This window comes from Dethiosulfovibrio faecalis, from assembly GCF_021568795.1.
GTDB lineage: Bacteria > Synergistota > Synergistia > Synergistales > Dethiosulfovibrionaceae > Dethiosulfovibrio > Dethiosulfovibrio faecalis.
In genome coordinates, this window is the sequence record NZ_JAKGUE010000005.1 from 79,089 (window position 1) to 93,711 (window position 14,623).

A 14,623-nucleotide genomic window follows, 5' to 3' on the forward strand; every position below is an offset into this window, starting at 1 on the left:
GGGGTGTTTTTCGCCCCGCCCCCCCCACTCCTGTGGATCAATCTCTTTTATTCAGGAAATCCCACGCCACCGACGAGAGAAGAGAGGCTCCGTCGGCCAGGACCGACTCGTTCACCCTGAACTTCGGATGATGATGAGGCCAGTCCGCTCCTCCTTCGCCTCCCATCCCCAGGAAGACGAAGGCCCCCGGCACCTTCTCGAGATAGAAACTAAAGTCCTCCGACGCCATGGTCGGACGGATCTTTCTCACCCTGTCCTCCCCGAAGAGCCCCGAAGCGACCTCGGAAATCCGCCGGGCCATTTCCCCGTCGTTTATGACCGGAGGCAGGTTTTTGAGATATTCCAGCTTCGCACCGCATCCAAAGGCCCTAGCGGTGTTGACCGCCAGTGTCTCGATCCTTCCCGGCAGCTCGTCCCTTATCTCCCTAGAGAGGGTCCTGGCAGTTCCCTCGATCGTCACTACGTCGGGGATCACGTTGAACGCCTCTCCCGCCCTCAGGTTCCCCACGCTGACCACCACGCTGTCGAGAGGGTCGGTCTGACGGCTGGCGATGGTCTGCAACGCCATTAGGAAGGCTCCGGCAGCCACTGTAGGATCCGCCGTCTGATGGGGCATGGCTCCGTGACCTCCCTTACCCTCGATAGAGACCTTCCAGAAATCGGAGGATCCCATGAGGGGACCGTCCGACCATCCGAGGATCCCCGACTCCAGAGGCTGCCAGACGTGAAGACCGAATATGCCGTCGACTCCGTCCAGTACGCCGGCATCCACCATGGCGTCCGCACCGGATCGAGGCACCGAGGCCTCCTCCGACGGCTGAAAGACGAGTCGAATCCGACCGGGAAGAGATTCTTTCCTCGACGAAAGTATCTCGGCGGCACCGAGCAATATGGCCATATGGGCGTCGTGTCCGCAGGCGTGCATCACCCCTGCGTTCTCCGACTCGAAAGGGAGCCCGGTATCCTCGACTACCGGAAGGGCGTCCATATCGGCCCTAAGTGCCACGGTAGGCCCTTCTTTCCCTATCTCGGCCACTACGCCGGAGGGAAAATCGCCGCACCCTACTCGGACGTCGTCGATTCCCATCTCCTCCAGCCTCTCGGCTATCCAACGGCTCGTCTCAATTTCCCTGAAGGAAAGCTCCGGATATCTGTGTAGATGACGATACCAGTCTGTCATCTTTCTCTCTATATCGCTGGCATGGTCTTTAAACGAATTCGAAACGGACAAAACGGAGACCTCCCCTTACGCCGGACCCCAGTTTATCGCCACGGCGGCCGCCAGGAAAACCCAGCTCATGACGAGTATCTTCAGAGCCAGAGGAAAGGCAAAGCGGAACCAGCGATCGAAGGGAACTCTGGCAAGAGCGATCATGGCGAGAAGGCCGCCCAACGTCGGGACCAGGAGGTTCATCACCCCGTCTCCCACCTGGAAGGCCAGTATGGCGGTCTGACGAGTCATGCCTATGAGGTCGCTGAGGGGAATCATTATGGGCAGGGTAGCCATTGCCTGACCGCTGCCGGAGGGAATGAAGAAGTTGATGACGCTGTGCACCACCGTCATCAATATGGCAGAGAGGGTGACAGGCAGATCGGCGAGCGGGGCCGCCAGGGTCTGGACTATGGTATCGCCTATATGACCGGCGTCCAGTATGACCTGGATTCCTCTGGCCACGCCTATGATCAAGGCTCCTCCCACTATGTCGCCCGCTCCCTTTACCATCTTGGCTATAATCTCGTCCGAGTTCATACCGGCCAAAAGCCCGGCCACAACCGCCATTATTATGAAGACCGCCGAGATCTCGGTGATATACCATCCCCAGGTGAACACGCCGAACAATATGGTGGCCATCCCCAGAAGGAAGGACGCGAGGACGATCTTGTCCTTCCCGCAGAGAGAATATTCCTCTATGGGATGGGTCAGTGAAAGTCCCTCAGTGCCGATCCCTGTGACCAGGCTGGCGGAGGGATCCTTCTTTATCTTGCCCAGATATCTACAGGTATGATGGGCCACCAAAGCCAGACTCGCCACGCAGAAACCGGTCCTCAACAGGGCTCCTGAGAACATGGGGAGACCGGCTATGACGTCTCCTACCCCTACGGTGTAGGGATTTATAGGCGACGTGGCGAATCCCACACCGATACCTGCGACGGCCATTCCCGCACCGACCATGAGATCTCCGCCGAAGGCCAAAGCCACCAAAACGGCTATGGGAACCAGAGCGATGTTGTTCTCAAAGCCTACAGTAGCGCCTAGAAATCCGAACACGAAGGTCATAAGCCATATGAGGCGATTGCTCTTGTTCACCCCTATACGGCGGACTATCACTCCCACTGCGTTCTCCAAAGCCCCTGTGGCGTTAAGAAGGTTGAAAAGGGCCCCGGAGATAAGGGTGATGAATATGATGCTGGCAGCCTTGACCATCCCCATGGGAAGGGCCTTGAAAAGGTCGAAAAAACCGACTGGAGACTGCTCCACGTGATGATAGGTACCGGCTACCACTCCCATACGGGTACCCACCTGAGCCCTATCGAACTCCCCGGCCGGAACTATATAGGTCATTATCCCTGCCGCTATTATGATCATGAAAAGAAGGACATACGGATTGGGTATTTTATGATACCAACGTTTTTTCTCCACCTGGAACCACTCCCTATTTAGTTTTATAAAAAAGACTTCGGGAACTACGACGCCGTAGAGGACGGGTATTCTCGTCTTTATCGGGCCTCCTTCTCGTAAATTGAATACTATTCCTTTCTGTAGGACGCCATTCCCATTTCGAAATTCTATCAATTTGTAGGATTATGTCAATTGACTTTACCTCCCCTATGAGTGGAAAATGTTGTCTGCCTCTTGAAAAAAACGGGTAATTCGGAGGGAGGACTCTGAAAATGTCCAACGGACTGACGGGAAAGGTCATGAAGCTTCTCGAGATCCTCTTTCTGGCCGGAGGAACCATGGACCTGAAGGAGCTATCGGAAAGAAGCGACATACCGAAGAGCACGGTGCACCGCATATTGACGTCCCTCGGAAAAGACAGATGGGTTATCCAGGACCCCAGGACCAGACTCTATCGCCTCGGACCGAGGATGATGATCTTCGCGAAGGGACGTCAGATGAGGCAGGAACTTGTCAGGCAGAGCGATATCCCTATGAGGGATCTGGTGAAAGAGGCAGGAGAGACCACGGTCCTGGCCGTACCGGATGGCGAGGTGGCTCGATGCATCCACATAGTGGAGACCCCCAAGGCGATAAAGTTTTCCTTCTCGGTGGGAGGAGAGCTGCCCATATACGCCGGAGCGATGGGAAAGATCCTCCTGGCGTACTGTCAGGAGACCTTCAGAGAGTGGATGCTCGATCAAACTCTAAGACCTTTTACGGAAAACACCCTCATAGACTCAATAAAATTGAGGGAGGAGCTGTCAGCGATTCGAGAGAGAGGGTATTCCATCAGCATCGAGGAGATAAATCCTGGAGGAATGGCCATAGGAGCTCCGGTATTGTCTCCGAGGGGAGACCTCATCGCCGGACTCATCCTCTCGGGACCGAGATTCAAGTTCGAGGATAAAAGCGAAGATCTCGTGATCCCGGTAATGGAGACGGCCAAGAGGATAGAGAGAAATCTGGCGTAGATCGGACCTTGATCGAGAGATTTTATTTCCGAAAAGAAAGGAAAATGCAATGAAGGGAAACAGAAAGACCAACGCCGTCAGGGAACTGGAGAGGCTGGGGATCTCCGTAGAACTCCTGGAATACGAGGTGGACGAGGAAGACCTCAGCGCCGTAGCCGCGGCGAGCAAGGTGAGCTTACCGATCGAGAGGATATTCAAGACCCTGGTGGCCCGGGGAGACGACCCCAAGAGGGACATCGTGATGGCCTGTATCCCCGGAGCCTCGGAGCTGGACCTGAAAAAACTGGCCGCGCTGAGCGGAAACAAGAGGATGGAGATGGTCCACCTGAAGGAGCTGCTGCCTCTGACGGGCTACGTGCGAGGAGGCTGCTCCCCGGTAGGTGCGAAGAAAGGCTACCCGGTCTACCTGGACGAGAGCGCCGTAGGACACGAGACAGTGGCGATAAGCGCCGGTCAGAGGGGGCTTCAGATGATACTGTCCCCGGAGGACCTGATAAGGGCCACCGACGCCACGGTGGGGAGGATCACCAGATGAGATCCCTCTTCGGGATTCTGAAAACCCTCCTGGTGGGCTCGGCGACGGCCCTCATGGCTATATCGGCCTATGCGGCATCGGAACCGCCCTCGGATATGGACTGGGGCATGGATCTGCCGGGGATATTTAAGGGGATAGACACCGACGAAAAGGTCCTGGCCCTCACCTTCGACGCCTGTGGCAAGAGCTCCTACACCGGAGAAGAAAGGGACTACGACGAAGAGCTCATCGCCTTTTTGAGAAAAGACGATATACCAGCGACCCTCTTCGTAAACGAGCGATGGGTCAAGGCCCATCCGGACGAGTTCGCGTCCCTGGCGGAAGACCCTCTATTCGAGATAGGCAACCACGGGACCAGACACGTGCCTCTTTCCCTGACGGGAAGATCGGCCTACGGCATAGCAGGGACTAAAAATCGGGAAGAGGTTATCTCAGAGGTAAAGACCTGCGGGGACACCATCGAAAGATCGACGGGGAAGAAACCTCGATTCTTCCGGGCCGGAACGGCCCACTACGACAGGGCCTCGGTGAAGATCGTAACGGAGCTGGGATACGTCGTGGCAGGTTTCTCCGTCAACGGCGACGGAGGCGCTACCTTCTCGGCCGATCGGGTCAGAGACAGCGTATCGTCGGTCAGGCCCGGCGGAGTGGTGCTCTGCCACATGAATCACCCCGAGTCCGGCACCGCCGAGGGAATTCGGGCCGCCGTGGAGGATCTCACCAAAAGAGGCTTCCGCTTCCTAACGTTGAGTGAGCTTTACGACATGGGTTGGTAGATTACCCTCTTTTCCACGACTCGTTTAAGTGCTATCATGTTTGACAATAAAATATGCGACCCTGTTCCCATCACCGGATGGGAACTTTAAAGGCGTTCATGGTTTTGCCGTAGGTACGGCACACCGACAGGTGTGCTACAAGGCAGGCCGTGAACGCCTTTTTGTTTTAGGGTCCGAGAAACCACGAAGGAGGAGTTTACGTGAAAATCGAGCCTTTCAAGGTGGAAGAATGGATGAACGCCTACGAGGTCGGAGCGAAGTACAACATCGCCGAGACCTGCGTCGATTCCATATCGATCGACGAGCTATTCGAGCTGGTCGGGGAGGACAAAGCGTCCTTTCTGGACGCTCTTTGCTCCAGACGCTTGACCTACGGAGACATAGAGGGAGCCGCACCTTTCCGCGAAGGGGTATGTCGGCTCTACAGGAGCCTCGAGCCACAAAACGTGGTCCCCACCCACGGGGCGGCGGGGGCCAACCACCACGTCTTCTACTCACTTCTCGAGGCAGGAGACGAGGTAGTAAGCATAATGCCGACCTACCAGCAGCTCTACTCCATTCCGGAATCCTTCGGAGTGAGGACGAAGCTTCTGAACTTAAAAGAGGAGGACGGCTATCTGCCGGACCTGAAGAAACTCGGCAACTTGGTCACGTCGAAAACGAAGATGATCTGCCTCAACAACCCGAACAACCCTACGGGATCTCTCATGGACCTCGATACCCTGAGGAAAATAGTCGAGATAGCCCGTTCGGCCGACGCCTACATTCTGTGCGACGAGGTATATCGCCATCTGACCCAGGAGGATGGATGGAACGAGTCCATAGCCGATCTATACGAAAAGGGAATATCGGTCTCCAGCATGAGCAAGGTCTTCTCCCTGGCCGGGTTGAGACTGGGCTGGATAGCTACCACCGACTCGGAGGCTATAGGGAAACTTCTCTCCCACCGAGACTATACCCTGATCAGCTGCGGCCTACTGGACGAGGCCCTGGCGGGAGTCGCCCTGAGACAGGGAGACAGACTACTCGACCGAAACCGGAGTATAGTTCGTCGAAACCTCAGGATACTGGACGAATGGGTTCAAAGACAGCCGCACGTCCGATACGTCAGGCCCAAAGCCGGGACGACCGCCCTGGTCCATTACGATCTGGACATGGAAAGCTACGACTTTTGCCGTGAGATGTACCATGATACCGGAGCCTTCGTCACTCCAGGTGACTGTTTCGAGATGGGACGCTGCATGCGTATAGGCTACGGCTCCGACACGGAGACCCTGATGGATGGCCTGGCGGCAATAGACAGATACATAGCCCACAAGGTCGAAGCGGAAACGGACAAACTGAATGAACAGGAGGGAACTCTATGAGCGAAATCCGCATACTGAGCCGATCGAACATAGCTCATCTGCTCGCCCTTTCGGAGGTGATCGAGGCGGTGGAAAGAGCCTACGTCCAAAAGTCGACGGGGAAAGGATCCCTGTGGCCGATGGTTTTCCACGAGTTTCAGTCCGGTCGTGCCGATCTGGACATAAAATCGGGAGACCTGGGCGAAGAGGGAATCTTCGGCTTCAAGTTGGTTTCCTGGTTCGGAGACAACCGCGACAAGGGGCTTCCAGAGCTTTTCGGAACCGCAATGATCTTCGACATAACCTCGGGAAAACCAAAGGCCCTTCTGGACGCCGGGGCTATGACCCATCTCAGGACGGGAGCAGCGGGAGCCATAGGTGCAAAATACCTCGCCCGCCCCGACTCGAAGAATCTCCTGATGGTCGGGACGGGAGGGCTGGCTCCCTTCGAGATAGCGGCGACCCTGTCGGTATTACCGGACATTGAGAACGTCTGGATTTCCAATCCCAGGAATCCCAGACGGGCCATCGACAGGATCGACTCCATAAAAGAGAAGGTTCGCTCTATCTTGGCGGACTCCGGCACCGGAGACCATGGTGCCCGGATTTCCGTCGCTGACGACCTGAAAGAAGCCGTCGTAAAAAGTGACGTCATAGTGACTGCGACTCCCTCGACCAAGCCGATTATTCGGGCCGAATGGATAACCCCGGGAACCCATCTCAGCTGCATGGGCTCCGATATGAGCGGAAAACAGGAGCTGGAATCGTCGCTCTTTCGGAGGGCGAAGGTAGTCGTGGACGACGTGGAACAGTGCTTGGCGGTTGGGGAATGCGAGATACCGACGAAAGAGAACATCTTCTCGAGGAACTCCATTCACTGCGAGATCGGGGAGATAATAGGAGGCCTAAAACCGGGCCGCACCGATCGGGAGGAGATAACCCTTTTCGACTCGACCGGCATAGCCCTACAGGATCTGGCCTGTGCCGCTCTGGCTCTAGCGAAAGCCGAAGAGAGAAAAATGGGAACGGTGGTCGAGCTCTAAGAACGAAGCCACCGTCGAGTCGGCAGAAACTCGATCGAAACTATTCGAGTTCCTGCCGACCCAACCCGTTCAAGGCCCTTCTCTGGGTCAGTATCTTACTTCGTCGGTCCTCGATATCGTCGCATATGAACTCGTGGGTAAGATAGTCGGGCTCCAACAGATCCAGCAACCGGCGACAGGCCGAGGTACTGAACGGACGATGCTGGTCGATCTTGGACATCCTTCTCCAGGCCCTGTCCAGTCGAACCATAAAGTCCTCCTCAGGATCGTGATCCAGCCAATCATGGGCCTCCCTCATCTCACCGGACAGACTCAAGCTCAAATGAACCCCCTCTATGCGACTGCGAATCTCCTTTGGTAGCCCCCCCAAAACTGACGCCAGATAATCCATGGCATCGTCCTCGTCTCTACAGGTCGTCGTGGTGTTCAGAAGATGGCCAGTGTCCAGCAGAAAGGCCCAGTTGGAGAAGTTCAAAGACGACGCAAAGAGGTCTAGCAAATCTAGGTCAAGAAAGGTCAAGCCCTCCCACCACAAATTCTCGAAGAAAATCCTCACGGGGGGCTCCCCCTGGGGAAAAACCGACACCGCCTCGTTCACCATCTCCGCCGCGGAGAGAAGCACCGAACGGGAGCCGTTGGCCTTTACTCCCCCGAGTACCTCCCCTACGGAGGTGTTGGTTAGGTGGAATACCCCGTAGGCCGGATCGAGGGACGACGCGTCGAAGAGATAGCGTCTCAGATTGGACACCAGATCGTCCCTGGAGGAACCTCCCCTGAAGTAGACCTCCTCCTCCGGGGAGAACGATCCCTCAAGCTCCCCTCCGTTCCAAAGAGACATCCAGTCCATGCAGAATGGCAGATGGACCGCGGTGACCACGTCTTTAGGAACCTCCATGGTGCCGTCGAATGCCGTCAGGACCTCCAGACCGTCCAGCCCCAGAGACAGATGGAACTCCAGCGCCCTCTCCCAGGAACCGAAGGGCTCCAGGTCGAAGGGATACACAGATATGTTGGCCAATTCCTTCAAGATCTTTCCTCCTCCCGCCCATAGCCACAAATTCTGACACTCCATCGGTCGCACCGCAAGAAAAAACCCCGCCGAATGCTCTCGACGGGGCGATTTCGCCTATTGAAAAATCATGATCTACACAACGTGAAGAGGCACCACCAGGTCGAACACGTCGCTATCGACGTTTATCCTGTCTATTCTGACGTTCACGGAGAAACTGGAGCGCATGGCCTCCTCGTTTATTATCGACTTGCTGTCGCCGAAACTGGCGTGGCCGCAGCCGTCCATGAGAAGGGATTTCGTCGCTATCCTGAGAGCGTGGGCGGGATAGTGGGTGTTGAAGATGGAACAGATTCCCCTCTCTCTGGCCAATTTCTCGATCACGTCCAGAACGATAAGCTGATTTCTGTAATCCAGATTGGACTCCGGCTCGTCCAGGACCAAAAGCTCGGGCTCCGCCGCCAAGGCTCTGGCTATCAGGACCATCTGGAGCTCCCCTCCGCTCATCCTGCAACAGGGCTTATCCCTCAGATAACTTATCCCGACTATCTCCATAGCCATCCTGGCAGAGGCGAGATCAGCCTTGGAGGGTTGCCCTATCGTGCTCACATAGGCACTTCGACCGAGGAGGACCATCTCCTCGGCACTGTAGGAAAAAGCCATACCCTTGGCCTGAGGGACGTAGGCCACCTTCCGCCACAGTTCCCCGGCGGAGAGTTCCCTTATATCCCTACCGTCGAGACGGCTACATCCCGTGCGCCACGGCAGAAGTCCCATCATACAGCGCAGCAGGGTGGTCTTTCCCGCTCCGTTGGGACCAAGGACCGCCATGACGTCCCCCTCCTCCACGGAGAAAGAGACATCGTTCAGCACGCCGTCGCCCGAAGGATAGGAAAAACAACCTTCCTCCACATCGAAAATCATAGTCTGTTCCCTCCCGTCTTTTTAAGCAGGAATATGAAAAAGGGAGCCCCTATGGTAGCGGTCAATATGGACACTGGAATCTCCGCCGCGGTGGCGCTTCTGGCTACCGTGTCTATTACCAGCATGAACACCGCTCCCAGGCTGATGCTAGCCGGGACCACGTAGCGATTGTTGCTCCCGAAGAGCATCCTCGCCACGTGAGGTACAAGAAGTCCGATCCAGCCCACCTGGCCGCACATGGAGATGGCCGAGGCAGTTATCATGGTCGCAGCGACCACTATCACGGCCCGCAGGGTATTTACGTCCAATCCCATAGAACGGGCCTCGTCCTCCGACAGGGACAGGACGTTGAGCTTCCACCTGGTCGCAACGAGCACCGCCAACCCGAAGAGTATAAAAGGCGCCCCTATGGCGAGGCTCTTATAGGTTATGCTCGACAAGCTCCCCAGAAGCCAGTAGGTGATGGCAGGAAGCTTGTCCTCCGGATCGGCCAGATACTTCACCAAGGAGACGAAGGCCTGGAACATGGAGGAGACCACCACCCCCGACAGTATCATCATCAAAACGGACGATTGGCCTCTGCTCCTGCTTATCCAGAAGGTAAGCGAGACCGCAGCCAACCCCGAGACAAGGGCCATCGCCTGAATCCATAACAGATTGTCCCAAAAAAGCAGGGCCAAGACCGCTCCGAAGGAGGCCCCGGCAGCCACGCCGAGAGTGTCAGGGGTGGCCAAAGGATTCGTGAAGATGGACTGAAACGCCGCCCCAGAGGCCGCCAAGCCGGCCCCGCACAGAAGAGCAAGCAGGACCCTGGGCAATCTTATGTTGACCACCACGCTGTAGTTCATGGGATCCACACCGTCACGACCGAAAGCCAAGGCCCTGGCAAGCACTTTAAAGGACTCCCCTACGGTCAATGAATAGCGGCCCACGCCGATGCAGAAAAGCCCCGCCAAGAGAGGAAGCAACACCAGGGCCCAGAGCAGGACCAACCTAAAGTCGAACCGCTTCGTCACCGATCAGACCCCTCCGGCTGCCTCTCTAACGGGATGGAAGATCCTGTCCACCTCTTCGTCGGAGAGATCCATGTGATAGAACCTCCTGTAGTAATCCCGTACCTCCTTATCGAGATCCATGTCCTCGAAAAGCTCCGGGTGGTTGTGCTTGGCCAGGAACTTCAGGTTCAGAGGAGAGTCTCCCGACGGGGGAAACCAACGGTATATTCCCAGAGGAAACTTGTACACCCTTCCCTCTCTTACGGCCTTGACCCCGCTCCAATCGTGGTTCGGCAGGGCCTTGTTCTCGTAGAGATCCTCCGGCATGAAGCTGGAGAAATTCGTTATGTATATTATGTCGGGATTCCACTCGTAGACCTGCTCCATGTTTATATCCGTCATTCCCCTCAGCTCGGAGGCCACGTTCACAGCACCGGAGGCATCGCACCAGTACTGGCCGTAGAAGTTGCTCCCGGAGGTCATGAACTGGGTCTCGCTGTAGTGAAACAGTATCAGCACCCTGGGCTTGTCCTCCTCGGCCAGTCCGGCCAGACGAGACTGTATGGCATCGTAGGTCTGTCTGCCGTAATCCACTATCTCCTTAACGGAATCCTCCTTCTGGAAGACCTCACCCAAAAGCTTTACCCAGCTGTTCAGGGTATTCATCACGTTGAACTTCTCCACCGAGGTACTGAAGGCCACCGCGGGAATTCCGGCCTTCTCGAATATGGCCTTGTTCCTGAGGTTGGAGGCGTTGTAGAGCACCACGTCAGGTCTCATTTTCAACAGCTCCTCCACGTTGATCTCCCCGTTTTTTATAAAGGACGAGTCGACCTCCACGACCTCCGGAGCGATCCGGGGCAACAACGAATACTTGGCGGCGCTGAGAGAGGCGGGGTGCATCCCTATCAGCTTATCCGCCGACCCGTGAAAGAGTACGTACACCGAGGGGAGAGGCCAGGGGGAGGTTATAACCACCCTCTCGACCTTTTCAGGGATGGACACCTCCGTCCCGGTCTGATCGACCACGACCCTGCGAGAATCGGTCGCAAAAGCGGCACCCGCAGCCAGTTGGACCAAAAGAGAGACCGCGAATATGGATAAAATCGTTCTTCTCACTCTAGAACTACTCCTTTCAATAAACCATCCAAACCGTCTCCGACCAGTCTGATCGGATCGTTCCAATGGAGCTTACTGGACACAGCGACATGAGGGACATCTACGAAGATAGCGGACCGGCGAAGCAGGGACCTGTAGAGAGGATCCCCGACCACCAGCGAATACCCCTCGTCCTTCAGAACCGCCTCTACGGACTCCTCGGAGGGGAGAGACAGGACTCCGTCGCCCTTAAGAGGAGGGATCGTCATGAAGGGACAACCGACATTAACCGGTATCCCGTAATCGTCCTTAAGACATCGTCCGATAGACATTGCGGTAACCTGCTCCCCTATCAAAAAAGCGGAGGCCTCGGCTGAACATGGAGACTCGGGCAGACGGGATTCCCCTGAAAATTCGGCCTCCTCGATTAACCGGCATAGACCCTCTCTCTGGGCCCTGCCCACCGGCTGCCCCACCACGAAGGGGATGCCGTGGCGATCGAAAAACCATTCGGCCAGACGATAGCCCGAGGCGGAAATCACCACGTTCACCGAAGCTGATGCGGCCTTCGACAGATCGTCAAGAGACGATCCCATGGCGAAGGTGGACAGCACTCGATAGCCCATATCCTCGAACTCGGTCCTCATGTCGGGGACAAGGTTTTCTATGCCGAAATCCAAGGGAGTGGCCCCGAGGAGGTTCAGGGTGCCGGAGGCCCGATCTCCACAGGGACGGACGAACCTCTCGGCTATGCGGATCAGGGCATCGGAAACCCCTACGTCGTACAGCTGTAACCCGGTCGTGGCGAAACCGAAGGAAGGGATCCCGCTCCTGGCCTCTATCTCCCTGGCTATGCCGTGGAAATCGACGCCTATAACGGTGGGAACGGGACTGCCCATGAGACCGATAAACCTCGGATTCAGGTCCTCAGCAGCCTCCAGAATTCTGTCTATCAGCTTATCGTCGTTTCCAAGAACGGCATCCAGCTCCCTAAGAGCCGTACAGTACACCTGGGCCCTGGAGCCGTACCATCTGGGCTCGTCGTACCCCGTGTAGTTTCCCGTACAGCCCGAGGCATCGTGGATAAGCAGCATGCCCCCCAGCTCGAACAGGGCGGAACAGACCCCGGAATAATCGGGCGAGAAGGGCGGAAGAGAGACCGTAAGCTTATGCATGGCCCTAGACCACTATCCCGTAATCGTCCAACAGAGCCCTGAGGTCCGTGGGACGCTCCACCGCCCGAGCCATCATGGCCGCCAACTTGGAGACGCCGTGATAACCGTACAGGGTCTCGTCGTTGGCCACGTTGGCCACGTACCGCGCTCCGGAAAGATACGCCCCCTCGAACCCCACCGCCAGGCGGAACGATTCGGCCTCCCTCGCAATGGGAGACCTATGATGCTCCGGCTGAAGCACCTCGGTATCGGGAAAATTCTCCGATATCCATTCCAGATAGGGCCGGTCCAGCGGTATGCACTTCTGGGCGTAGACCGTCTCAACCTTGAAACCGTTCATTAGGAGGGTCCTGGCCAAACAGAAGGGTCGGACCGTGGCGGAGGCATCCACCACCACAGGCAGTCCGTCCAGCCTATTCGCCGTCTCGTCCAGCGATCTCTGGGCCTCCCTACGGTAATCCCCCAGATCCATGGACCTTCCGGACCGAGAGAGCAGTCTGCCGTAGCACTCGTCTATCTCGTCGAAATCGTAGCTCACGGGAACGTACTCGGAATCGATTCCCAACGCCCTCTCTGCGTCCTTCGCCGCCAGCCGCCCGGTCGGGGTCGGCGCCAGGTTAAGGGACATCCTGGAGAGCTCGTCAAAATCGTCGAAATCGGAACAGCCGGAGATATGACGTACGTCGTGAAATCCGGAGGTCCTGAGGACCTCGAAGATCTCTCCTTCTTCGTCCAGAGGCACGTTGTTGCCGTAAAAGGCCGCAGTCCCAGGGATGGACGGCTCGTCGGAACGTTCCAGAAGACCGTACATGGACCTCTGTATATTGACCGCCGGCGGAACGTTGCCGTCCAGGGAGATGGGGTTCATATGCCCTACTCCCACTCTTAGCCCCGGATGACGTTCTCTTATGACAGCCAGAAAAGCCTCGTGGTCGGTACAGAGCAGGTCGTCCAGACAGCTGACCACTATCATCAAGGCCCTCGGCTCCTTAACCAGACGATCCAGAAGACGATCCACCGCCTCGGGGATCAACTCCTCGTAGCCACCGGAGACTATGTCGGCCTCGTCGATATAGAGGTAGGAAAGTCTGTCCTTGAAACCCTGAACTAAAGCCCCCAGAGCTCCGTGACGACCGCAGGCGAAGGGTGACACGAAAAGCTGATGACACTCGGGAACAAGCATGGCGGTCCTCACTATGCCCCATCCGCCGTGAGAGGGGGAACAGTAGCGCACCGTATTTCGGAATATCCCCGACGCGACTGGACAACCGCAACAGCTACGCATCGTCGACGCTCCTCTCCAGGACCTTCTCGGCCAGTGAAACGTACTCCTTCGCCATGGGGCTGTCGGGGAAAAGGCCAACGACGGTTCCGTTCCCGTCCTCGGCCCTCTGAACCATGGGGCTTCTGCTGAGCACCTCCACCACGGACGTACCTATGCGGCCAGCCAAATCTTCCACCATCTCGACCTCTTTCTCGATGTTTCTCGAGTTGAGGATCAGGCCGGAGAGCCTGGCATAGCCCCTGGACTTGAAGTTAGACAGAGCCGTGGCTATGTTGTTCGCCGCGAATAGGGCCATCTTCTCTCCCGAGGTCACTATGAACACGTCTCTGGCGTAGCCTCCCCTTATCGGCATGGCGAATCCTCCGCACACCACGTCGCCCAACACGTCGTACAGGACTATGTCGGGCCTGTATATCTCGTAGGCGTCCAGCTCCTCCAGCTTCTCGAAAGCCGTTATTATCCCCCTGCCGGCACACCCTATGCCGGGGGTCGGTCCTCCCGCCTCGACGCAGAGAACCCCTCCTGCCCCCTGGACGACTATATCGTCCAGGGTCACTCCTTCCGGGTTGTTTCTCAAAGCGTCCAGAACCGTCGGAACATCCCTTCCGCCGTTCAAACCGGTGGTCGAGTCGGACTTGGGATCGCACCCTATCTGCATGACCCTGTACCCCATGGACGACAGAGCCGCAGAAAGGTTCGAAGTCGTCGTGGATTTTCCTATGCCGCCCTTACCGTATATAGCTATTTTTCTCATGACCCCTCCAAAGTAATTCCTATAACAAAACTATGTTTGGCATATCAAAC

General features: G+C 56.7%; 14 protein-coding genes. 5 read left to right on the forward strand and 9 right to left on the reverse strand.

The window, feature by feature from the left end; translation table 11 throughout:
• Window positions 1–37: 37 nt before the first annotated feature.
• Both L2W58_RS05825 and L2W58_RS05830 read right to left on the reverse strand, forming a co-directional pair.
• Window positions 38–1,231 carry a M20 metallopeptidase family protein gene (locus L2W58_RS05825; protein ID WP_236102351.1) on the reverse strand — a complete coding sequence of 398 codons (1,194 nt, stop codon included), beginning with the start codon at window positions 1,229–1,231 and terminating at the stop codon, window positions 38–40.
• Between the two features lie 15 nt (window positions 1,232–1,246).
• Window positions 1,247–2,641 carry a YfcC family protein gene (locus L2W58_RS05830; protein WP_338033073.1) on the reverse strand — a complete coding sequence of 465 codons (1,395 nt, stop codon included), beginning with the start codon at window positions 2,639–2,641 and terminating at the stop codon, window positions 1,247–1,249.
• A gap of 251 nt (window positions 2,642–2,892) precedes the next feature.
• Here L2W58_RS05830 and L2W58_RS05835 point away from each other — a divergent pair, with 251 nt between their 5' ends.
• The 5 genes from L2W58_RS05835 to L2W58_RS05855 all read left to right on the forward strand — a co-directional run bounded on the left by L2W58_RS05835 (window position 2,893) and on the right by L2W58_RS05855 (window position 7,333).
• Complete coding sequence (locus L2W58_RS05835) at window positions 2,893–3,633, forward strand: IclR family transcriptional regulator (protein ID WP_236102355.1); 741 nt, start codon at window positions 2,893–2,895, stop codon at window positions 3,631–3,633.
• Window positions 3,634–3,682: 49 nt separating this feature from the next.
• A complete protein-coding gene (gene ybaK / locus L2W58_RS05840; protein ID WP_236102356.1) occupies window positions 3,683–4,168 on the forward strand; it encodes a Cys-tRNA(Pro) deacylase in 486 nt (161 codons plus the stop codon).
• Window positions 4,165–4,944 carry a polysaccharide deacetylase family protein gene (locus L2W58_RS05845; protein WP_236102358.1) on the forward strand — a complete coding sequence of 260 codons (780 nt, stop codon included), beginning with the start codon at window positions 4,165–4,167 and terminating at the stop codon, window positions 4,942–4,944. The genes ybaK and L2W58_RS05845 overlap by 4 nt, the downstream gene beginning before the upstream one ends.
• 200 nt (window positions 4,945–5,144) lie before the next feature.
• The gene (locus L2W58_RS05850) at window positions 5,145–6,311 is read left to right on the forward strand and encodes an aminotransferase (protein ID WP_236102360.1); all 1,167 of its coding nucleotides are present in this window, start codon (window positions 5,145–5,147) and stop codon (window positions 6,309–6,311) included.
• Complete coding sequence (locus tag L2W58_RS05855; protein ID WP_236102362.1) at window positions 6,308–7,333, forward strand: ornithine cyclodeaminase family protein; 1,026 nt, start codon at window positions 6,308–6,310, stop codon at window positions 7,331–7,333. The genes L2W58_RS05850 and L2W58_RS05855 overlap by 4 nt, the downstream gene beginning before the upstream one ends.
• A gap of 40 nt (window positions 7,334–7,373) precedes the next feature.
• Here L2W58_RS05855 and L2W58_RS05860 read toward each other — a convergent pair whose 3' ends face one another.
• From L2W58_RS05860 to L2W58_RS05890, 7 genes are all read right to left on the reverse strand, one after another.
• Entirely contained in the window at window positions 7,374–8,360 is a 987-nt protein-coding gene (locus L2W58_RS05860; RefSeq protein WP_236102364.1) for a hypothetical protein, read from the reverse strand.
• 117 nt (window positions 8,361–8,477) lie between these two features.
• Window positions 8,478–9,266 (reverse strand): ABC transporter ATP-binding protein, encoded by a 789-nt coding sequence (locus L2W58_RS05865; protein WP_236102366.1) that lies wholly within the window; start codon window positions 9,264–9,266, stop codon window positions 8,478–8,480.
• Window positions 9,263–10,282, reverse strand: coding sequence for a FecCD family ABC transporter permease (locus L2W58_RS05870; RefSeq protein WP_236102368.1), 1,020 nt, complete (start codon window positions 10,280–10,282; stop codon window positions 9,263–9,265). Before L2W58_RS05870 ends, L2W58_RS05865 begins: the two co-directional genes overlap by 4 nt.
• 3 nt (window positions 10,283–10,285) lie before the next feature.
• Entirely contained in the window at window positions 10,286–11,380 is a 1,095-nt protein-coding gene (locus L2W58_RS05875; RefSeq protein ID WP_236102370.1) for an ABC transporter substrate-binding protein, read from the reverse strand.
• The gene (locus L2W58_RS05880) at window positions 11,377–12,534 is read right to left on the reverse strand and encodes a nitrogenase component 1 (RefSeq protein ID WP_236102371.1); all 1,158 of its coding nucleotides are present in this window, start codon (window positions 12,532–12,534) and stop codon (window positions 11,377–11,379) included. Before L2W58_RS05880 ends, L2W58_RS05875 begins: the two co-directional genes overlap by 4 nt.
• Window positions 12,535–12,538: 4 nt before the next feature.
• A complete protein-coding gene (locus L2W58_RS05885; protein WP_236102373.1) occupies window positions 12,539–13,819 on the reverse strand; it encodes a nitrogenase component 1 in 1,281 nt (426 codons plus the stop codon).
• On the reverse strand, window positions 13,812–14,573 hold the full coding sequence (locus L2W58_RS05890; protein ID WP_236102374.1) for a nucleotide-binding protein: 762 nt from the start codon (window positions 14,571–14,573) through the stop codon (window positions 13,812–13,814). Before L2W58_RS05890 ends, L2W58_RS05885 begins: the two co-directional genes overlap by 8 nt.
• Window positions 14,574–14,623 lie beyond the last annotated feature (50 nt).